Annotated in this window: 19 protein-coding genes; 6 read left to right on the forward strand and 13 right to left on the reverse strand. The window is 61.8% G+C overall.

The annotated features are described in order from the left end of the window. Positions 1 to 11: 11 nt before the first annotated feature. Together phnL and phnN are read left to right on the forward strand one after the other, a co-directional pair. The gene (phnL, locus tag GOX88_RS15820; protein WP_170403808.1) at positions 12 to 695 is read left to right on the forward strand and encodes a phosphonate C-P lyase system protein PhnL; all 684 of its coding nucleotides are present in this window, start codon (positions 12 to 14) and stop codon (positions 693 to 695) included. Then, positions 692 to 1240 carry a phosphonate metabolism protein/1,5-bisphosphokinase (PRPP-forming) PhnN gene (phnN, locus tag GOX88_RS15825; protein ID WP_170403810.1) on the forward strand — a complete coding sequence of 183 codons (549 nt, stop codon included), beginning with the start codon at positions 692 to 694 and terminating at the stop codon, positions 1238 to 1240. The genes phnL and phnN overlap by 4 nt, the downstream gene beginning before the upstream one ends. On the opposite strand, the gene GOX88_RS15830 is transcribed toward phnN, so the two are convergent. Further along, entirely contained in the window at positions 1222 to 1905 is a 684-nt protein-coding gene (locus tag GOX88_RS15830) for a DUF1045 domain-containing protein (RefSeq protein WP_170403813.1), read from the reverse strand. The genes phnN and GOX88_RS15830 overlap by 19 nt on opposite strands. Positions 1906 to 1957: 52 nt before the next feature. Between GOX88_RS15830 and GOX88_RS15835 the strand changes: the two genes are divergently transcribed. Then, positions 1958 to 3097: an alpha-D-ribose 1-methylphosphonate 5-triphosphate diphosphatase gene (locus GOX88_RS15835; protein WP_170403816.1), complete on the forward strand. Its 1140-nt coding sequence runs from the start codon at positions 1958 to 1960 to the stop codon at positions 3095 to 3097. Here the strand turns inward: GOX88_RS15835 and GOX88_RS15840 are convergent, their stop codons facing one another. Genes GOX88_RS15840 through GOX88_RS15870 form a run of 7 tightly spaced genes read right to left on the reverse strand, consistent with a single transcriptional unit; the run spans position 3098 to position 9595 of the window. Then, positions 3098 to 3574, reverse strand: a complete 477-nt coding sequence (locus GOX88_RS15840; RefSeq protein ID WP_170403819.1) for a class I SAM-dependent methyltransferase — start codon at positions 3572 to 3574, stop codon at positions 3098 to 3100. Then, the gene (locus GOX88_RS15845; protein ID WP_170403820.1) at positions 3571 to 4347 is read right to left on the reverse strand and encodes a polysaccharide deacetylase family protein; all 777 of its coding nucleotides are present in this window, start codon (positions 4345 to 4347) and stop codon (positions 3571 to 3573) included. The genes GOX88_RS15840 and GOX88_RS15845 overlap by 4 nt, the downstream gene beginning before the upstream one ends. Beyond that, the gene (locus GOX88_RS15850) at positions 4344 to 5483 is read right to left on the reverse strand and encodes a glycosyltransferase family protein (RefSeq protein WP_170403823.1); all 1140 of its coding nucleotides are present in this window, start codon (positions 5481 to 5483) and stop codon (positions 4344 to 4346) included. The genes GOX88_RS15845 and GOX88_RS15850 overlap by 4 nt, the downstream gene beginning before the upstream one ends. Next, entirely contained in the window at positions 5480 to 6064 is a 585-nt protein-coding gene (locus GOX88_RS15855) for a histidine phosphatase family protein (protein WP_170403826.1), read from the reverse strand. The genes GOX88_RS15850 and GOX88_RS15855 overlap by 4 nt, the downstream gene beginning before the upstream one ends. After that, a complete protein-coding gene (locus GOX88_RS15860; RefSeq protein WP_170403829.1) occupies positions 6061 to 7137 on the reverse strand; it encodes a glycosyltransferase family 4 protein in 1077 nt (358 codons plus the stop codon). The genes GOX88_RS15855 and GOX88_RS15860 overlap by 4 nt, the downstream gene beginning before the upstream one ends. Further along, positions 7137 to 8384: a glycosyltransferase family 4 protein gene (locus GOX88_RS15865; protein ID WP_170403833.1), complete on the reverse strand. Its 1248-nt coding sequence runs from the start codon at positions 8382 to 8384 to the stop codon at positions 7137 to 7139. The genes GOX88_RS15860 and GOX88_RS15865 overlap by 1 nt, the downstream gene beginning before the upstream one ends. Next, complete coding sequence (locus tag GOX88_RS15870; RefSeq protein ID WP_170403834.1) at positions 8381 to 9595, reverse strand: glycosyltransferase family protein; 1215 nt, start codon at positions 9593 to 9595, stop codon at positions 8381 to 8383. Before GOX88_RS15870 ends, GOX88_RS15865 begins: the two co-directional genes overlap by 4 nt. A gap of 357 nt (positions 9596 to 9952) precedes the next feature. Between GOX88_RS15870 and GOX88_RS15875 the strand changes: the two genes are divergently transcribed. Next, positions 9953 to 12316: a mechanosensitive ion channel domain-containing protein gene (locus tag GOX88_RS15875; RefSeq protein ID WP_170403837.1), complete on the forward strand. Its 2364-nt coding sequence runs from the start codon at positions 9953 to 9955 to the stop codon at positions 12314 to 12316. Positions 12317 to 12405: 89 nt separating this feature from the next. On the opposite strand, the gene GOX88_RS15880 is transcribed toward GOX88_RS15875, so the two are convergent. The 5 genes from GOX88_RS15880 to GOX88_RS15900 are packed head-to-tail and all read right to left on the reverse strand — an operon-like array spanning position 12406 to position 19627. Beyond that, positions 12406 to 13761 carry a CoA transferase gene (locus tag GOX88_RS15880; protein WP_170403840.1) on the reverse strand — a complete coding sequence of 452 codons (1356 nt, stop codon included), beginning with the start codon at positions 13759 to 13761 and terminating at the stop codon, positions 12406 to 12408. Then, positions 13758 to 14912: an ABC transporter permease gene (locus GOX88_RS15885; RefSeq protein WP_170403843.1), complete on the reverse strand. Its 1155-nt coding sequence runs from the start codon at positions 14910 to 14912 to the stop codon at positions 13758 to 13760. Before GOX88_RS15885 ends, GOX88_RS15880 begins: the two co-directional genes overlap by 4 nt. Next, the gene (locus GOX88_RS15890; RefSeq protein ID WP_170403846.1) at positions 14909 to 15937 is read right to left on the reverse strand and encodes an ABC transporter permease; all 1029 of its coding nucleotides are present in this window, start codon (positions 15935 to 15937) and stop codon (positions 14909 to 14911) included. Before GOX88_RS15890 ends, GOX88_RS15885 begins: the two co-directional genes overlap by 4 nt. A gap of 14 nt (positions 15938 to 15951) precedes the next feature. Beyond that, positions 15952 to 17862 (reverse strand): ABC transporter substrate-binding protein, encoded by a 1911-nt coding sequence (locus tag GOX88_RS15895; RefSeq protein ID WP_170403849.1) that lies wholly within the window; start codon positions 17860 to 17862, stop codon positions 15952 to 15954. Further along, positions 17855 to 19627 (reverse strand): ABC transporter ATP-binding protein, encoded by a 1773-nt coding sequence (locus tag GOX88_RS15900; RefSeq protein ID WP_170403852.1) that lies wholly within the window; start codon positions 19625 to 19627, stop codon positions 17855 to 17857. The genes GOX88_RS15895 and GOX88_RS15900 overlap by 8 nt, the downstream gene beginning before the upstream one ends. A gap of 233 nt (positions 19628 to 19860) precedes the next feature. Between GOX88_RS15900 and GOX88_RS15905 the strand changes: the two genes are divergently transcribed. Then, the gene (locus tag GOX88_RS15905) at positions 19861 to 20358 is read left to right on the forward strand and encodes a class I SAM-dependent methyltransferase (RefSeq protein ID WP_367647779.1); all 498 of its coding nucleotides are present in this window, start codon (positions 19861 to 19863) and stop codon (positions 20356 to 20358) included. Between the two features lie 15 nt (positions 20359 to 20373). Further along, complete coding sequence (locus tag GOX88_RS15910) at positions 20374 to 21003, forward strand: glutathione S-transferase family protein (protein WP_170403857.1); 630 nt, start codon at positions 20374 to 20376, stop codon at positions 21001 to 21003. Positions 21004 to 21042 lie beyond the last annotated feature (39 nt).

Consider the following 21042-nt stretch of genomic DNA (forward strand, 5'->3'; position numbering starts at 1 on the left):
AGGTGAAGGCGATGATTGAGCTTAAAGATGTCAGCAAGAGCTTTACCCTGCACAATCAGGGTGGCGCGGTGATCCCGGTGATGACGGGGGCCTCGCTGCAGGTCGCGCCCGGTGAGTGTGTCGCGCTTACGGGCGCGTCGGGCGCGGGCAAGTCCACCCTGATGCGGGTGATCTACGGCAACTATCTGGCGGCCTCGGGTCAGGTACTGGTCGGTGGCCTGGATGTGGCGCAGGCTGAGCCGCGCGAGATTCTGGCGCTGCGCCGCGAGACGCTGGGTTATGTCAGCCAGTTCCTGCGCGTGGTGCCGCGGGTGCCGACGCTGGATGTGGTGGCGGAGCCTTTGTTGGCCATTGGGTGTGACCGGCAGGTGGCGATGGATAAGGCGGCGGGTTTGCTGGCGCGGTTGAACATACCGGAGCGGCTTTGGTCGCTGAGCCCAACGACCTTTTCAGGTGGTGAGCAGCAGCGGGTGAACATCGCCCGCGGCTTTGCGCATGACTACCCGGCGATGTTGCTGGATGAACCTACCGCCTCGCTGGATGCGCAGAACCGGGAAACGGTGCTGTCACTGATCGAAGAGGCCAAGGCGCGCGGTGCCGCCATCGTTGGCATTTTCCACGATGTTGGCGCGCGCGACCAGGTCTGTGATCGTGAGATCAACGTCTCGGATTTCACCCCGGGAGTGGCCGCATGACCCTTGCTCCGATCATAGCGGTCGTCGGCCCCTCGGGCGTTGGAAAGGACAGCGTGATTGAGGCGCTGGAGGCCAGCACGCCGGGTATCGTCAGAGCCCGCCGGGTGATCACCCGATCCGCAGGCGCAGAGGGCGAAGATTTCGACCGTGTATCCGTTGAAGTGTTTCAGCAGATGGCAGCCGAGGGCACTTTTGCCCTGCACTGGCCCGCGCATGGCTTGCTTTACGGGGTGCCCAAGGGAATTGACGACTTGCGGCACCAGTCGGACGCGGTTCTGGTCAACCTGTCCCGGGCGGTTTTGCTGCAGGCGCAAGAGGTGTTTGGCGATCTGATCGTAATCTCTCTGACCGCTGATCCAGAGGTACTGGCGCAACGCCTGTCAACGCGCGCCCGCGAATGCGTCGATGAACAGGAGCGGCGGCTGGCGCACGCCGCGAAACCGCTGCCAGTTGGATTGAAACGGGTCATCCGGGTCGACAACTCCGGTCCATTAGAGGCAACGGTGGCGGCCATCTTGTCCCAACTTCAGCCGGAAAGGGTGTAGCGATGGATCAGGTGAAAGCGCCCGTCTTCAGCCTCGCCCATAAGGGCCAGATCGGTGATCTGGAACGGTTTGGGCAGCAGGGGGACAAGCTGCGATTGCAGGGCGGCTTGCACCGTTGCCAGCGTCGGTTTGTCCAGCTTGCCACTAAGCGTGATGTGAAAGCGGAAGGCCTCCATCACGTAAGGATAGCCCCATTGCACCAGATTGGCGTCCTGCTCGGGCGACAGACCACCGGCGCGGCGGCGCTCCAACTCGGCTTCGGGCGCGGGCGCCCGAAAGCTGTCCAGATCACGCACGCAGGCGGCGGCCAGCGTATTCAGCGCGGCCTTGTTCCCCACCGGGCACAGGGCCAGAAACCGGCCGAGGCGGGCGATTTCCAACCCGTCCAGCGTGACCGGAGGTTGCGTCTGCGCAAGCCGCGCACAGGCCTCGGTCAGTGCCTCCACCGACTGCCCGTCGCGCAGGCGGAAGGGCGGCTTCATCGTCGCGTGCAGCCCGTATTTGCGCGGTACCTGCGTGACGGCTGCGACGTCCACACCATCGACCAACGGGTGCGCGACGTCCTCGCCGGTTTCCATGTCCCAGCCCAGCCAGTTGGTGGCAAATCTCGCCCATTCCGCCCCGGCCGGTGGCGCAAAATAGATCGCGTATCGCGTGAATGTCACATTGGCCTCCTATGCGTGGCCTACCCAATAGCTCAGACCGTGTGAAGTTCAGATGACAGAAGAAATGATCCTTGCCAATGCCACGCTTATTCTGCCGGATGAGACCGTTACAGGCAGCGTGCGGGTTGTGGGCGAAACCATTGTCGAGGTCGCCGCAGGTACCGCAATTCCCACAGGGGCGGTCGATTGCGGCGGTGACTATGTCAGCCCCGGACTGGTCGAGCTGCATACGGACAACCTTGAGCGCCACATCCAGCCGCGCCCCAGGGTCGACTGGCCCCATGCGGCGGCGATCCTGGCCCATGACGCCGAGCTGGCCAGTACAGGGATCACGACGGTCTTCGACGCGATGCGCATCGGCTCGATCCCCAGCGGCAACCGATACAAGAAATATGCCCGCGATCTGTCGCGCGAGCTGTGGCAATTGCGCGAACAGGACGCGCTGAAGATCAGCCACTTTCTGCATTTAAGGGCCGAGGTGTGTTCGGAAACTCTGGTGGCTGAATTGGACGAGTTCGGCCCGGAAGATCGCGTCGGGCTGGTGTCGCTGATGGACCACACGCCGGGACAGCGGCAGTTCCGGAACATGTCGCAGCTTGAAGCCTACATGAAGGGCAAACATGGCATGACCGATGACGATTTCCTGCAGCACGTAGCGCAGCTCAAGGCGCTGCGGGACCGGTTCGGTGACCGGCACGAGGTTGAAACCGTCAAGGCCGCCCGACGTTTCGGCGCGATGTTGGCCAGCCACGATGATACCACGCAGGAACAGGTGGCGGTGTCCGCGGGTCACGGCATTCGGCTGGCTGAATTCCCCACAACGGTCGAGGCTGCCCGGGCCTGTCACGATCACGGCATCAAGGTGATGATGGGCGCGCCCAACGTCGTCCGGGGCGGGTCGCATTCCGGCAACGTGGCGGCGCAGGAGTTGGCCGATCTGGGCCATCTCGACATTTTGTCCTCGGACTACGTCCCGGCCGCATTGCTGTTATCGGCGACACGTCTGGGCGAGAGTTGGGGGGATATGGCGCGCGGTTTGCGGACGGTGACGCAAACTCCCGCCAAGGTCGTCGGGCTGGAGGATCGTGGAGAATTGCGCCAAGGTGCCCGCGCGGACGTCATCCGCTTCCGTATGCGCGAAGGCGCGCCCGCGTTGAACGGTGTCTGGTCACGCGGGCGGCGTGTAGCCTGATCAGGCGCGATAGAACAGGTACCGGTCTGGCGCGATTGTGTCCGGGCCACTGATCTGTGCGAAGCCTACCAGAGGCTGACCGGAGATCAACAATCCACCGGGCCGCATCACCTGCGCGATCAGAGGGCTGAGGCGTGCCGCTTCGGCCACGTCCTCTTCCTTGATGCCGCGTCCGAAATCATAATGCGCCAGCGCGATTTTGGCCCCGTCGGCGGCCAGCTTTTCCAGCATGGGTTCTGCTTCACCCTGCAAAAAATCTTCGGCCGGAGGGGTGCTGGACGGGTGGCATTGCAGCACCCGGTCCATTACCCAGATGCGTCGCTCCGGCAGGATCTCCCGCAGGTGGTCATAGGTGCGGCCGTTGCCCAGCCCCATATCCAGAACGTCCCCCTCTAATTCGCTGATCTGAGCGACGGCCCAGTTCAGTCCGTCGCGTTGCGCAGTCAGGCGGCGCAGCATGGAATCCAGTCGGCTCATTCGGGGTCTCCGGTTGGTGTGTTGGTGGCAGGCAAGGTCCAGGCCAAACCGGGGCCGTCCAAAAGCCTGCGAAGCATTTCTTGGGTAAAGGTCCAGATGTCTGGATCATGGACAAGATGGTGGGTCAATATCCCGAAAGGTTCGGCATTGTCGGTTCGACCTTCACGTCGGTCTCGCAGCATCTTGGTCGTTTGGTCAATCAGCCTGTCTGGGGCGATCAGCCCTCGTGTCCCCCGCCAGTCGATCGGGTCCAGATGGGTGTTGATCTGCTCCAACCCGGGCACTGGCATTGGTGTCTTTCGCGGGGTAGTGGTGGAGACGACGCGATACCCCAGCCCTGGCAATTCGCGCACCACTTCGGTCGCGATCCGGTTCCAGGGGGGTACGAAGATCGGGCACAGCCTGTCACCGAACAGCCCGTGCAATCGCTCGAACCCCGCGCGCGCATCGGCAAGGATATCCGACTTCGGCCGGTGCAACCGGAACTCGGACTTCTTTTCCTCTGGCGGTGCGTGGTTTTGATGCGCCCAGCCATGCACAACCGGGATCAGCGCACTGCGCCGCCCGATATACTCCACCAATCCGGCATCGGCATCGCGGGGGATGATCGCAAGGTGGACAGGCAGACCGAGGGTCCGGGTCAGCCCTGACAACGTCTCAAGCTGCGGCGTCACCGATACCGCGTCATCGTCCCGCCACCACAGGGGCAGGGGCAGACCCTGCATCTGCCAGATGTCCAGCTCGGTTTCCAAGGGGCGCCAGTCGATGCTCATGCCTGCCCCCTCAAGGAACACGCAATCTCAACCGATCTGTCGGCCCCGTCAAAGCCCTTGGTGGATACCGGGCGGGAGCCTTCGGACATGACGGTGGCGACGGCCTGTGCCAAAGCCGCTCCATCAAGTTCCTTACTGGGTAATATTTCGATGGCGGGCAGGTTCGAGAGGCTCTGACCCCGCAGGCTCTGTTCGACCTCTTTGCCATCGTCGAACGGCACAAATACGGCGGGCGTCCCGGATTGCAGGATGTCCAGCGCGGTGTTGTAGCCGCACATACTGACCGAGGCTGCAGCAAGGGGCAGCATCTGCCGGAAATCGGGGCGTACGGGTTCAAGGGTAACCGGGGCATCGCCAACCAGCTTTTGCAGTTGTTCAATGCGCGCTGGGGCGTCCTGTCCGCCCACCAACAGGCGCCAGCGCCTGTTGGGCATCTTTCGGGCGGCCTCGATGGCCGCGTGAAAGATCGGCTGGCCCACCGAACCGCCACCCGCGCTGACCAGTATTTCGTCTTTGCCCATCGCGTCCGGGTGCGGCGCAGGGGCTTCGGGGGCTACAAAGCCGGTATAAAACAACCGCTCGCGCAGTTGGTCGGTCACTGGCCAACTGACCTCCAGCGGAACTATGCCGGGGTCGGAATGGACGAGAATGCCGTCATAGTATCTACGCACGATCTCTTCCGCGCGTTCCGCTTTCGAGGGCTTTGAAGGTGGTGCCAGAATGTCCCTGATCGATCCCAGAACAACCGGTCGGTGCGGTAGGGTGTGGGCTGCCTCCAATGCTGCGGTGAACTCGGAGGCCAATGATCGGCGGCCAAAGGGGAACAACTCGGTGATCAGAACGTCAGGCGTAAAACTCTGAACGGCTTCAACCAGCGCGGCCTCGCGGGCTTCCAGATAGGCCGGGTCCGCAACGTCGCCACTTTGGGTCAGCAACCGGGTGAAATCGGTGCCATCCGATCGAAGCGGCGGCAGCCCCAGCAGGGTCATGCCGGAACTGTCCAGTTGCGGCGCAGGCATCCCACCCGTGACGACAAAGGTCTCATGCCCGGTGCGCAGAAAGGCACGGCCCAGTGTCAGCGCGCGGCTCAGATGTCCGGTACCTAACAGGTGCGTGACGACGATCATGACCTTCATGAGGAGGCCTCGGGTCTGATCAGGCGAATGGGTTCGGGCAGGGGCGTCATATTCGACATATCAACGATATACATGCGGTTGCGCTTGATTTTGAAGGGAGCGGGACCGTCGAAATCCCAACCCCAGGCCCGGGCCAGAATGACTCGCATGATCCCGATGTGGCAGACCGCAACCGTATCGCCCGACAGGCTTTTCAACCAGGGCTGCAGCCGGGTCCAAACCTCGGCCGGGGTTTCGCCGCTTGGGGGGCGGTACTCCCATCCCCAGTCCTCGATATGCCGATAACCGCTGTCGGGGTCGGCTATCAGATCGACTCCGCGCAGACCTTCCCAATCGCCCCAGTTCATTTCGGTCAACGCATCCGAGGTCAACGGATCGCGCCCGGCCACCAGACGGGCGGTTTCACTGGCGCGCTGCAACGGGCTGGACCAGAGGGTCGCTCCGTCCCACGGCGCGGGCAGCTGCGTGGCGGCCAGTTCTGCCCGGGCCTCTTCATCCAGTGGAATGTCGCTTCGCCCCTGAATGCGGCCCGCGCGGTTCCAATGTGTGTGTCCGTGTCGTAACAAGGCCAGCCGGGTCATTGGGCGGCCTCCACCAAAGGGCGGGCGGCCTGCCAAAAACGATCTGTGGCGGCTGGCATCAGATGGCGTTCGGCCATCCGTGCGCGGGCTTCGGCCCCCTGTGACAGACGAAGGTTCTGGTCACCCAGCAAAGTGCGAAGCCGCGCGGCCAACCCTTCCGGCCCAGCCTCAATCGAAGGGTACTCGGACGGGGTCAGCACATCCCGTACGCCGGGCCGATCCTGAGCGACAACCGGCACGCCACTGACCTGCGCTTCAAGGTAGATCATGCCGTAGGCCTCGTTGACGCCGGGCCAGACCAGAACGGAAGCCTCGGCGTAGAGCGCCCGAAGGGCATCACGGTCGCATTGCCCCAAAAACCGAACCTTTGGGCCGAACGGAGCCATCAGGGCCTTGACCTCGGACCTGGCGGGGCCGTCGCCCGCGATGTTCAGGGTCCAGTCGCCGGGCAAAAATGCAAGTGTTTGTGCAAGAAGGGTATAGGACGCCAGCTTGTCGCCGTGCCGCATCATGCCGACCGTCAGCATCGGTCCATCGCAGGTCGAGGCGGGCGGCAGTTCCGACAAGGGCAGAAAAGGGGGCAGCTCCACAAGGCGCTGTTCCCCGTGTCGTTCCCGTTCCAGCGTGATCAGATCATTGGCGGTGTGGTAGAAGATCACCTGTGCCGCGTCGCAGGCGTCATGCGCGGCCTTTGCAAACCCGGCCCAGGGACCGTTCAGGCGGCTGGTTGCGCGGGTGCTCTCCAGCTGGACATAAGGGATATTCCGCGCCTTGCAGACGTGGGGACCCAGAAGATCCGGTGCCTTGTAATAGTTGTGATAGGTCACCCACAGGGCTGTGTCCGGTGGCAGGTCGTTGATCAAACGCTGGGCCTCGGTATCTGCTTCGGCACGTAATGCCGCCTGCGCCTGCGTGTCCCCGACCTTGTCATAGATGCGCAGCCGCGAGGCCAGCTGGACCATGTCACCTTGTGCCCCAATCGCCTGCATCAGGTTGCGCGCCATCTCGCGGTCGCCTGACGGCACCGGGCTGTCGGGCGCCTTCATTGGCGTGTAAAAGGCGACCCTTGCCATCAGACCGTGTCCGCACCCAGCGCGCGCAGCCGTTCTGACAGGCGGGCGATTCCGGGGGCCATGCGAAACTCGGCTATCAGGCGGTCATAGGCGGCGGTGGCCATCGATGCGGTTTGCCCGGGTGCTGAGGCCATGTTGGTGATGGCCGAGGCCAGCGCGGCGGGGTCGTCGTCTGACAAGACGCCTTGAACGCCAGTTTCGATAAACTCGGGAATGGCCGACACTGGCGTTGACAAGATCGGCAACAGTTGCGATGCCGCCTCCATCAGCACGTTGGGCAGCCCGTCGCGGTCTCCGTCAGCGGCAATCCGGCTGGGCAGCACGAACAGGTCGGACGCGCGCATCGCCGCGATCACCTCGGGCTGGTCGCATGCGCCTTTCCATGTGATCCGATGCGATACGCCCGCAGCCTCGGCCCGGGTGCGCAGGGTGTCGCTGAGTGTGCCGCCGCCGATATGGGTCCAGTGCCAGTCCAGCGTGTCCGGCAGCATGGCGAAAGCATCGATCAGACGGTCAAAACCCTTTTTTTCGACCAGACGACCGACCGACAGCATGTGAAACGGTGCATCCGGTGTGCGCTGGGCGCGGTCCGGCGGGGCGGGGAAACGGGCCAGGTCCAGCCCGTGATAGATCAGGTCAACGCGCGCCGGATCATCGGCAAGGCTGCGCAGATGTTCGGCCCCGATGGCGGTGCAGGTCGCGCCAAAGGCCGCGCCATGGGTCTGCGCCTGCAGCTTCTCAGTCTTTTCCCAGTCGGGCGAAGTCCAGATGTCTTTGGCATGGGCCGAAAAGCTCCACGGCAGGCCGCGCATGATGGCGGCGTAGCGCGCGACCGAGGACGGGGTGTGCATGAAATGCGCGTACATCACCCTTGTCGCCGCAGGCAGTTCGGCGGCCAGAACGCAGGCCTGACCAAAACGACGGATGCGGTTGTGGGTCGGATCACGGCGCAGGTCGGCGCGCCAGACCCGGTAGGCCTCGGCATATCCCGGCAGCGCCTGCGCCACCTGTCGCGCGGCCCAGACGCGCTGCGGCTCTTCGTATAGGTATTCGGGCAGGTAGCGTACCTGCCCCCGGAACCGGTCGTGCAGCGGGTGCCGCTTTACGTCGGTCGGGTGGCGCAGGGACCAGATGTCAAAGCTGTGCCCGGCCTCTTGCAAGGCGACGAGTTCCTGCGCGATGAACGTCTCGGACAGGCGCGGCCATCCCTTGACCAGCACCGCCAGTTTCGGCTGAGGCAGTGTCATCCGGTGGCCCGTTCCTGTTCCTGGCTCAGCAGGGCGTCAACCCGGTCGGTGACGTAGTCCAGCCCGTCCAGCAGCCCGCCTTGGATGGCCTGCGATGGCAGGGGCAGGTGCGGAAGGCTGCGGATCGCCTGTATCATCGAGTCTGGGCTCAAACCATCACGGTTTTCGTCCAGCATCCGGACAAGGCCCAGACCTTCGGCGCGCGAGGCACGGATCCACTGTTCCAGCCGTGGTGTCGTGCGGGGCACGATGACAGCGCGTTTGTCAAATGACAGAACCTCGCAGAACGTGTTGTAGCCGCCCATACAGACCACCCCGGCGGCCCCGGCGAACAGCGTTTCGATCTGGGATTCAAAGCCTACTGCGGTCACCCGCCCGTTCAACGCGGCAACGCGGGTCTCAAATTCCTCGCGCAGCTCGCCGGACAAGAAGGGGCCATAGACCAGTACCGCGCGCGGCGACAGGGTCGGGTCCTTTTCATAGGCCGAGAGGACAAGGTTTACCATCGCCTTGCCGTCACCACCGCCACCCGGTGTGATCAGGATATAGGGTTGTTCAGGTGGTTCCCCGACCGGACCGAGATCGCGGCGCAGGTAGCCTGTCCAGTGAATGCGCGACTGCGCCGCATGGCTGAGCGGCAGGCCCTGAGTCGGGTCATAGATCGAGCGCAGCCCATAGACCCAGATTTCGTCATAGAAACGCTCGGTCGCTGCCAAGGCCTCTTTCCGCTCCCACTCGGCGGCCAGAACCTCGGGTTCGTCCAGCACGTCGCGCAAACCCAGCACCAGCTTGGTGCGCTGCGAATGCAGCAGGGTTTCCAGTGTCGGCAGCAACTCGCCGCGAAAGCCGGTGGGTTCTTTATCGACGATCAGCATATCGGGGTCGAATTGTTGCACGGCGGTCTGGATCAGGCCCGCGCGCAGCTCGGTCACCTCTTCGATCCCCATGCCGATTGTCCGGGCCGCGTAAGACCCGTCAGCACGTTTGGTCACGCCTGGAAGGCGCACATGGTCGACCCGGCGCGGAAAGGTGAAACGCCCGGCCACCGGGGACCCGGTCAGGATCAGGGCGGATGCCTCGGGGTTGGCCTGCGTTATGGCTGCGGCCAAGGCGCGCGATCTGCGCAGATGCCCCAATCCGAACGTATCGTGGCTGTAGAAAAGGATGCGCGGCGCCCGGCCGGTGGTGTCGTTTTGTATTCCTAGGCTCATGCCTTCGCCTGTCGTGTTTCTCGGTGCAAATCCGCGCGTTTACACCCGTTACCGTATATTCTTTGCTGTCGCTTGCCAAAGGGTGTGATGCGATTGTGCAAAATCAACAAGCATTGCGAAATGGCAACATCCGACGCTTCCGGATTTGCAGATGTTCCCACCCCTGATGCGACCATTCCATCCAATATGCCGGATTGGTCATATTCAGTTTTTTCGAGGTTGCAAACACCCAAGTCGCCATCATTGCACCGGGAACACGAATTGACACGATCTTGGGAGTTGAAAGGCTGAATATTTGAATACACTCAGGCGCTTCGGTAACCTGTGGTGCATCACGCGGATTGGACGAATAACTCGATGAAACTTAAACTATTTGCTGGGATGGCCCTGTTGATCTGGGCGTTTGCAGCGGCCTTTGTCACCGGAGCGGCGGCGCAGACGTCTTTGATCCCGGGATACAATTCGGAATCCGGTTCCGAAGCTGACACAAACGCCGAAGGTGATCTGGCCGCCGCCATACGGGCCGCGACCGAGGCCGGCGCCAGCGTGATCGTCATCGACAGCACGGGGCAGGTCGTGTCCTCGGGCGATGCCGGCGCCGCAGCGGATGAGCCCCATGATCCGATGGCCGAAGGCTCGCAGCTGATGAAGGCGCAAGAGAGGTTCTCGAAATTCCGCGAGTCGATGGAGTCGCGGTTGCAGGCCTTGCCCTATTCGATCTTCGAAGTGCAATACATCCTGCGCCAGACCAGCCCCGATGGCCGTATTCAGACCTATGTCGAGGTCTTGCTGTTGAATGTTCTGCTGCTGCTGCTGGGGCGCTGGCTGTCCACCGAGATTTATGGCAAGCGCATGGCCAAAAAGCTTGTCGTGGCGCGGTCCAAGGAAAATCCGCAAGGTTATCGCGAAAAGATGCCGTTTCTTGTGTTCCGCTTTTTCATGGGCATTGGGGCCACGATCTTTGCGATGCTGATGGCGCTGATTGTTGGGTATCTGTTCTTTGGTGAGGCCGAGGATATCTCGATCCAGTTCACGGTCACGGCGGTTTTCACGGCGTTTTTCCTGTCGCGCACGGTGTCGGACCTGTGGCGCATGGTGCTGTCGCCCTATCTGAGCCAGTACCGCTTGCCGCCTTTCTCGGACCGGGATGCAAAGCGGCTGTATTTCTGGGCTTCGGCAATTGCGACTTATGATATCTCGGTCGCGCTGTTTGCCACCTGGGTCGCGGATTTCGGGCTGAACTACAACGTCTACGCTATGGTCTATGGCGGCCTGACCATGTTCGGCGCGCTGGGCAATGTGTTGATGATCCTGTTCAACGCCCGCGCCATTTCGAACGCCATTCGCGGCGGGCGGGCACCGGGTCAGGTGTCGTGGATTTCGCGGTTCATCTCATTCGCCTGGGCTCCAGTGCTGATCGTTTACATCGTGTTCAGCTGGTTCAAACTGGCGGTCGATCTGGTGCTTGAGAATGAAAACTCGCTACCGATTGTGGCCAGCAGCTATGCGATTTTCATGTCGGTGGTCGTGGCCTACGGGGCGATGAATTACCTGTTGGAGCGTTACTTCGACCGTAATCGTCAGATCGAAGACTTGAACACCACGGCCGTTGAAGAAGCTGAAGAACATGTCGAGACGCCAGAGGCTGAGAGGCGTCTACATTCGATCCTGACATATGAGGATCTGGCCCGTCGCGTGGCGGGCATCCTGGCCTTTGTGGTTGGTCTTTATGCGTTGGTGGTGATCTGGAATCCCGAAGCCAGCTGGAGCGAAGACCTGCCGGTCGAGCGCGCGCTGGATGTAATGGTCATCCTGTTCATTGGCTACATCCTGTTCCATTTCTTCCGCATTTGGATAGACTCGAAAATCGCCGAGGAAACCGTCGATGCCGGTGAAGAGGCCGAATTGGGTGATGAGGGCGGTGAAAGCGGACAAAGCCGTCTGGCCACGCTGCTGCCGCTGTTCCGCGGGGCGATCCTGGCCGTCGTTGTTGTCACCATCGTTCTGATTGTGTTGATGGAGCTGGGTATCAATGTCAGCCCGCTGTTCGCCGGTGCCGGTGTGGTGGGTCTGGCTGTGGGATTCGGGTCTCAAACGCTGGTGCGCGATATATTCTCGGGGGCGTTCTTCCTGATGGATGATGCCTTTCGCAAAGGGGAATATATCGACATCGGGGACGTGAAAGGGACAGTCGAAAAGATCTCGGTCCGGTCCTTCCAGCTGCGTCACCATCTGGGCGCGCTGAATACGATCCCATTTGGCGAGATCAAGGTGCTGACCAACTATTCCCGTGATTGGGTGATCATGAAGCTGCCGTTGCGCGTGACCTATGACACTGATGTCGAGAAGGTGCGGAAGCTGATCAAGAAACTGGGTCAGGAATTGCTGAGCGACCCGGTGATCGGTGACAACTTCATCCAGCCATTGAAGTCGCAGGGTGTGATCGAGATGCAGGATTCCGCGATGATCATCCGGGTCAAGTTTATGACCAAGCCCGGCGATCAGTGGTTGGTGCGCAAGAGAGTTTATCAGGATATCCGCGAGCTGTTCGCGCGGGAAGGTATCAAGTTTGCCCATCGCGAAGTCACCGTGCGATTGGCCGAAGGTAAAGAACCTGAGGATCTGACGCCGAAACAGCGCGAGGCCGTGACAGGCGCTGTGCAGGCGGCAATTGACGAGGACTACCTGGACGATATCGGCCCCGGAGGGGATGACCGCTAGGGGGCGGCTCCCGCCCCTTTGGGTTGCGTCTCTGACAAGACGCGCCCCAAAGCGTTGGGCCGGGCCGCGCGTACCGCGCGGCGGGTGTGTCAGATGGACAGCGAGGACCAGATGGGTTGGGATGTACCCAGTTTCGAGGCGGGCAGGGGCCAGGACATCTGCGCGGCCCCGACGGTCAACGCTGGTTTCAGGCGATGGCCTGTTCCCCAGCCTGACTCTTCGGGCTGTTGAATGTAGTCAGCAGCTGAAGCGCCGGTAATGTCACCTTGGGTTTCCGATTTCGCCAGTGCTGCCTGCAGTTCTGCCGTGCGAGCCAGTGACAGTTGGGCCAGCATGATGGAGCTGCCGGAGGCTGCCTCGGCCAGTGCGGACAAGACGGCAGCGGCCATCAGATAGCCCGTCGCGTGGTCCAACGCCTGAACCGGCAGCGGTGTCGGTTTGTCGGCCTTGGCCCATGCGCGGCCGGCATCCGCGATCCCGGCGCTCATCTGCACGAGGCTGTCAAAGCCGCGCCGTGTGGACCACGGGCCTTGCCAACCGTAGGCGTTCAGGGTGACCTCGACCCGGTTTGGGGCCAGTTTGTCGCGTTTGATCTTGGTCAGACCAAGTGCATCCAGCGCGCCGGGCCGGTAGCCGTGGATGAAGACATCCGCCTGCGCCAGCAAGTCCTGCAATTTTGTCAGGCCATCGGGCGATTTCAGGTCCAAATAGGCGCAGTGTTTGCCCAGAGAGATATCCGGGATGACACCGGGCTCGTCCCATCCGGGCGGGTCAATGCGCAGAACCTCAGCCCCGAATCCCGCCAGCGTTCGGGTCGAGACCGGGCCGGCCAGTACACGCGTCAGGTCCAGAACGCGCAGGCCCGCCAACGGGCGGCGGGCTGTGGCCTGAGGGCGGTCGCGCAGCGTGATGTGTCTAGGGTTTTGCCAGCCGATCAGCGGGTCGCGGGACACAGAACGCCCCTGCGGATGTTCGAGCCATTCGGTACGGCTGCGCATGGCGGCGGCAACGCCGCCCTCGGCCACAATTGCGGCTTCCAGATCTGCGATCGACCACTCTTTCAACGCTTGCGCGACAGCGTCTCGATTGCCTTGAACCCCGAGAACCTTCAGCGCTGCCGCCTTGTGGCGCGGCAGGTTGGTGTGCAACCTGATCCAGCCGTCCGAGGCCTGATAATCCCCCGCCACGGCATCCCAGAGGCTGGGCATGTCCCACCCGTCCGGCTTGAACGAAAACCCGTACCAGAGTGAGGCAAGCCGGTGATCAACTGAAATCTCTGGCGTGCCCGGTGCAAGGTTCAGAGCAGTCACAAGACGCGCCAGTTCCTGACCCACGGCGGCAAAGCTGGCCGTGGCCAGTTCCGAAACCGCAAACGCGCTGGGCCGCGCGCCCTTTCCTGTCGTCTTGTAGCTGTCGGCGGCGGGGAGGGCGGAGAACAGGCTCATTGCTGATAAGGGTCCAGACTGTCGCGCAGACCGTCACCGAGGAAGTTGAAGGCCAGCACCACGACGATGATCGGCAGCATCGGGATCGCCGTCCACGGGTAGATCTCGATCGAGGCCAGGTTTTGCGCGTCGTTCAACATCACGCCCCAACTGACCGCGGGGGCCCGCAGACCCAAGCCCAGGAAGCTGAGCGCGGTTTCCCCTAGGATCATCGCCGGGATCGACAAGGTGGCCGAAGCGATCAAATGGGACATGAAGTTCGGCAGCAGATGCTTGCGGATCACCCGGCCCGAACTTGCGCCCATCATCTCGGCGGCGCGTACGTATTCCTCTTCGCGCAGCGACAGGAACTTGGCGCGTACGGAACGGGCAAGGCCGGGCCAGTCGAGGATGCCGAGGATGATCGAGATGATGAAGAACACCGCGACAGGGCTCCAGTTCGACGGCACCGCAGCGGACAAGGCCAGCCACAGCGGCAGTTCCGGCAGCGAGCGCAGGATCTCGATTACGCGGTTGATGACCCAGTCGATCTTGCCGCCGAAATACCCGGCCATCGAGCCGAAGAAGATGCCCAGAACGAAGGACACGGTGATGCCGATCAGACCCACGGTCAGCGACAGCTGCGCGCCGTAGAGGATGCGGCTGAAAACGTCTCGGCCCAGGCGATCCGAGCCCCACAGGAACAGTGTCGCCCCTTCGGGCGCGCAGAACAGGTGGGTGTCCGACCTGATCAGACCGGCGAGTTTGTACTCGGCCCCTTCACAGAAAAACCTGAGCGGGCGGGGGTCATCCAGGTCGGGGACGAACTTCCACTGGAAGGTTTCGAGGTCGGCCTCGGCCACGATAGGATAGACATGGGGACCGATGAATTCGCCCTCATGGAACCAGCTGACGCTTTGCGGCGGGGCATAGAGGTGCTCTCCATTCCGTTCATTCGGCCCATAGGGCGCGATGAACCCGGCAAAGGGTAGCATCAGGTAGCACAGCAGCAAGAAGACGCCCGAGATCAGGCCCAGCTTGTGGGTCTTGAATTTGCGCCAGACCAGCACCCAGTTGGGCGCGTCCAAATCGGCGCGCTCAAGCTGTTGCAGGGCCGCTTCTGGATCAAACGGGGCATCGTCGACATAGCGACCGTCAGGATGTTGGGTCATGCTTCACGCCCTTCGTACCGGATGCGCGGGTCCAGCATGACCAGCAGGATGTCAGAGATCATGGTGCCGATCAGGGTCAGCAGCGCCACGAACATCAGGATGAAGGCGGACAGGAACTGATCCTGCGTTTTCAGCGCCGTCAGCAGGGTGGGGCCGATGGTCTGAAGTCCCAGAACCACAGAGACCAGAACCGAGCCGGACACCATCGACGGCAGCAGGTTGCCAATGTCGGCCACGAAGGGGTTGAACGCCACGCGCAGCGGGTATTTCGTCAGCATCCGTGACGGGGCCATGCCCTTGGCGATGGCGGTTTCCACGTAAGGTTTCCCCAGCTCATCCAGCATATTGGCGCGCAGACGCTGCATCATGGCCGAGGCACCGGATGTGCCGATGACAAAAGTCGGAACGATCAGGTGAACGAGGATGGATTTCAATTTGTCCCAGCTCATTGGCAGACCTTCGAACCTGGGGTCCATCAGACCACCAATGGGCAGGTTGAAATAACGGTGACCGTAATAGAACAGGATAAGCGCCAGCAGAAAGTTCGGCGTTGCCAGCCCAAGATACCCCACAAAGGCCGAGGTATAGTCGATCCATGTCCGCGACCGTGCTGCAGCGATTACACCCAACGGCAGCGCAACGGCGTAGACAAACAGGATTGCGGCCAGGTTGACCACCACGGTTAACCACAGCGTGTCGCCCACGATATCGGCCACGGGACGGTCGAATTCGAATGACCAGCCATAGTTGCCCTGCAGCAGCCCCTCGAACCCGTGGGGTCCGGGCCAAAACCCAGCCCAGATCAGATATTGCTCCCAGATGGGTCTGTCCAACGCGTATTCCGCGCGTAGGAATTCGGCCTTGGCAACACCGGCGGATTGCCCGGAGGCCTGCAACTCAGCGATCTGGTTGCTGAGGTAGTCGCCGGGCGGCAAATTGATGATCACGAAGATCAGAACCGACACCACCAGCAGCGTCAGCAGCATCGTGAAAAAGCGATAGACTGCATAGCGCAGCATAACCATTTAGCTGCTCCTGATCAGTCGGCGAAGAAGAATTCGTCCGGCCGGTGAATGCCGAAATGCGCGCCGGGCTCCCATGCCCACATGGCCTGTTCCGGCACGTTGCGCAGACGGTTCGAGACCACGACCGGCTGTGGCGCACCGTTCAGGATGCCGATGGCGAAAAGCTGGTCGGCGTGGATGTTCAGCATCTCGGTCCAGATCGCCTCGCGCTCTTCGTCGGTGGTGGCCACTTCCCAGTCGTGGGCCAATTGCATCAGCCGTTTAGCCTCGGGCATGTCGGGCGCTTCGCCCACGTCGCCGCTGGTCTGGTAATACTGACCCCATTTCGGCCAGGCCAGAAACACCTGATCCGTCGGCGCCAGATAAGCAGGAGACGTATGGGTCTGCGGAATGCCATCATCCCAGCCGAACCAGACCGAGGCCATAGTGTTGCCCGCAAACACGCGGTTGCGCAGGATATCGCGGTCCAGTGGACGCATCACCAGATCAACACCGATCTCACGCCAGGTGTCGGTGACGATCTGCAGCGCGTTTTCGACCTCTTGCCGTTCACCCGCGGTTTCGACGATCAGTTCCATCGGGCGGCCATCGGGGAGCAGGCGGATGCCGTTCTTGTTGCGCTCGGTCAGACCGGCCTCATCCAACAGGGCGTTGGCCTGTTCGATGTCAAATTGGGCCCAGGCCTGCGCGTTTTCCTCGTTATAAAACGGGGACGCGGGCAAAACTGACATCGCGCCGGGTCGCGCCAGTTTGAAATAGAGCGCCTGGTTGATCGTGTTGCGGTCAATGGCCAACGACAGGGCTCGGCGCACGCGCACATCGCGCAGAACCTCGCGCCAGCCGTCATCGGCAAAGTTCAGGTTCGGATAGATCGCAATCTGCGAAGCAACACCGGTCTTCCACAGCCGTGTTTTGTAGTTTCCTACCTCTTCACCCTTTTTCAGGATCGAGGCATCGCGGAATGCCAGCCCACGCCCCTGCAGGTCGGTTTCACCGGCATTGGCTTTGGCCGCGACCAGACCGGGGGCGACGATCTCCATCTCGACCACATCAATATAGGGCAGTTGCACGCCGTTGCTGTCGATGCGGTGGTAATAGGGGTTGCGGACGAAGTTGTGCCGGATCTTCTTGCCCGAACTGGCGTTCAGCCAGGGCTGCAGTGTCGGCAGTTCGTGGTTGTCGTACTTGTAAAGGTTGTCCAGCTTGTTATGCAGCGCCGCCCAGCTTTTGACGCGTGCGTCGCTGACCAGAAAAGCAAGCTCTTCTGTGTCGGCATATTGCTGGTGGTATTTCTTCAAAAACGCGGCGGGCCGGTAGATGAAGGGCGGGCGCGCCTGCGCCAGCGATTGCAGGAAGTCGGGGTTAGGGTCTTCCCACTCATAAACAACAGTGGTTTCGTCGGGGAAGGACACGGTGGGCAGCTTGCCCTCGACGATCAGAAAATCCGGTGGACCCGAAGGGCTGAGAAGTTCGTTATTCGCCACGTCCTCCCACCAATAGCGGAAATCCTCGGACGTGAACGGCGACCCATCCGACCATTTGTGCCCTTCGCGCAGATGCAACGTGAATTTGCGGTTACCCTCGCTTTCGTAGGATTCCAGCAGGTCCGGTACCAGTTCGTAATTCTCGTTGAACCCGACCAGCCGGGCATAGCCATAGACAACCATCTGGCGGATGTCCTTGGACCGGGTGACCATGGTTCGCAACGTGCCGCCGGGTGTGCCGAACTCGCGCCCCTTGGCGGCCAGGTCAACCACCAGCGGTTCATTGGGCAGGCGGTCCTGAATGGGGGGCAGGTGCCCGGCCTTTACTTCGGTGACCCAGAATTCTCCTTCCAGTGGGGTGGGGGTGCCCGCCGTGGCGGGCAGAATCCATGTGGCGGCCAGCGCGGCGGCGAGAAACAGGGGGCGAGTGGTCTTAAACATGGCATCTTACCTTATGGCCGGGCTCCATCTCTACCAGTGAAGGTATCACGGAGTCGGTAAATCGGAAGGCGTCATCCCAACTGTCTGGCGAACCCGCGCCCAAAGCAACCAATTTCAGGTCAATGGGTCGGTTGATGTCGGGTTCTGGCTGAGCGGCAATCAGCGCCTTGGTGTAGGGGTGGCGGGGATTGTAGAAAAGGGTTTCGGGTGGGGCCTGCTCGACCACTAGGCCCCGGCGCATCACGGCGACCTCGTCGGCGATCCGCGCCACGACAGCAAGGTCGTGCGAGATGAAGAAATAGGAAAGATTCAGACTGTCCTGCAGGCTTTCCAACAGCGTCAGGATCTGTTCCTGAACCGAGACGTCCAGCGCCGAGGTAGGCTCGTCGCAGACGATCAGTTGCGGGTCCAGCATCATGGCGCGTGCGATTGACAGGCGCTGACGCTGACCGCCGGAAAAGGCATGAGGGTAGCGTTTCAGCATGTCGGCGTTCAGGCCGACCCGTTGCAACATCTCGGCCGCCTTGTCCCGCTGTTCCGACGTTGTGCCGATGTTGTGAATCTCCAGCGGCTCGGTCATGGCGTCCTGAATGCGCATCCGGGGGCTGAGCGAACTGTAGGGGTCTTGAAATACCATCTGCGCCTTGCGCTGAAAGGCGGTGCGCTGGGCGCGGGTCATGCGGTGCACGGTGATCGGGTCGGTGTCCGGTGAGGTTCGAAACAGCACCTCACCACCGGGGTCGGGCGGTTCGGCCCCTAGCGCGATCCGGGCTGCCGTGGTCTTGCCCGAGCCGCTTTCGCCGACAATGGCTAGTGTCTTGCCGCGCGCCAGATTCAGATCGACGCCACGGCAGGCATGGATCAGTTTATCGCCCTGCCAGCCCCTGCTGGAGCGCATGGTATAGGTCTTTGACACGCCTTTCATCTGCAGGATCAAGTCTTCGTCGGGCATGGGGATGCCGACGGATTCCTCGTCCGGAATCTCGGGTGCGGCGTTGAACAACTGCTGCGTATAGGGGTGCGCGGGCGCGGTCAGAATCGGGGCTGCGGCACCGGCCTCCATCACGCGGCCCTTGTGCATGACAACGACCTGTTCGGCCATATTGGCAACCACGCCCAGATCGTGCGTGACCAGGATCAGGGCCATCCCGGTCTCGCGTTGCAACTCCTTGATCAGGCCCAGCACCTGCGCCTGTGTCGTCACGTCAAGCGCGGTGGTCGGCTCATCCGCAATCAACAGTTCCGGCTTGGCTACCATGGCCATCGCAATCATGGCGCGCTGACGCATCCCGCCGGACAATTCAAACGGGTAGGAATCATAGGCCCGCTGGGGATCGGGAAAGCCCACACGCTCGAACTGGGTAATAACTTCTTTGCGGGCCTGCGCCTCGGACGCGCCGCGATGCAGCCACAGAACTTCGCTGACCTGATTGCCGATCTTGTGCAGAGGCGACAGGGATCGCATCGGTTCCTGAAAGATCATCGATATCCGGTTGCCGCGAATCCCGCGCATCTGCTTTTCGTTGATCCGGGTCAGATCCTCGGTGCCTTTGGAATCGTTCAGGATAATCGTGCCGCTGCGGATCTGGGCCGTGCGCGGCAAAATCCGCAATGCTGCCCGGCATGAGATCGTCTTGCCCGATCCGGACTCCCCCACCAAGGCCAGCGTCTGACCGGCTTCGACATCAAAATTGACGCCTTTGACAACAGGCTCACCCGCGCCAAATCTAATGCTCAGATCGCGGACGGACAACAACGCGGTCATGCGGGTGTTCCACCCGTTGGGCCGTAGGTCGGCATTCGCTTGATCAACTCCCCGTGTTTTTTGTCGCAGTTTCGCGCGGTTGGTGCTGGCTAGTCAAACCCGTTCTTGGGGTGAAATGTCGCGAAATCGTGAAACTGGCACCAATTCACCTACACAAAGTCTTGAGGATTTGTCATCACATGCCTTGTCGGCACCTTCTGACAAGTCGACTGGTATCAAGGAGAGATTTCCCCGTGTCCGACGATCAAAGCCGACTGGATCTGTTCATTGACCGCATGGTGTCGCAGCGCGCCTGTCTGGATTTCGCCATTGCCGAGACGCGTGGCTTGGCAGGGCCAGTGTTCGAGCTGGGGCTGGGCAACGGGCGCACCTATCATCACATGGTGCGATACGTGAAGAACCGCCCGGTCTATGTGTTTGAACGTGCGGTGGCCTCGCATCCGGATTCGACACCCCCCGATGAACGGGTGATTCTGGGTGACGTGCGCGAGACGCTGCCCGCTGCACTGGATCGTTTCGGCGCGACTGCCAGCCTGATTCACGCTGACCTTGGCGGGCATAACCGGGAAAAGAACGACGCCTTCGCCCGCTTCGTCTCTCCCCTGATCGAGCCGTTGTTGGCCGAAGGCGGGCTGATGGTGTCCAGCGACCGGATGTATTTCGATACGCTGACCGAGCTGCCCTTGCCGCCAAATGCCGTCGAGGGGCGCTGTTTCATCTATCGCCGCTGACCCAGAGGGTTTCCCATGCTGTTTTACGACTGCTCCACCGCCCCGAACCCGCGCCGGGCCCGCATGTTCATCGCGGAAAAAGGGCTGCAGGTCGAAACCCGCGACATCTCGATCGCCAACGGAGAGCAGCTGAGCGACGCATTCAAGGCGGTCAATCCAAACGGGACCCTTCCGGTTCTGGTCACCGATGAAGGCACGATGCTGGCCGAGAACCTTGGCATCGCGGCATATCTCGAGGCGCGATTTCCCGAGCCGCCCCTGATGGGGCGCACCCCGGATGAAATGGGGCTGGTTCTGATGTGGAACAGCATCATTGAACAACAGGGCGGTCAGCCGATTGCCGAGATACTGCGCAACACCCATCCCGCCTTTACCGACCGGGCGATTCCCGGTCCCGAGAATCACGCTCAGATCCCCGAACTGGCGCAACGGGGCGCGGCGCGGGTCGGGCATTTCTTCGATCTGCTGGAAAGGCGGCTGGCGGAAAGCCCCTATCTCACCGGGCCGGAATTCACTCTGGCCGATATTACCGCCTTCGTCTTCGTCGACTTTGCCCGCGTGATCAAGCAGCGGATTCCAGAGGGGAATTCGGCTACGCTGGCGTGGTTCGAAAAGATCTGCGCGCGTCCCAGCGCTCAACTTTAAAACGGTGATTTCCGCTTGCCGACCGCGTGTGGCTGGAAC

The sequence above is a fragment of the Ruegeria arenilitoris genome, from assembly GCF_013030985.1.
Classification (GTDB): Bacteria; Pseudomonadota; Alphaproteobacteria; order Rhodobacterales; family Rhodobacteraceae; genus Ruegeria; species Ruegeria arenilitoris_B.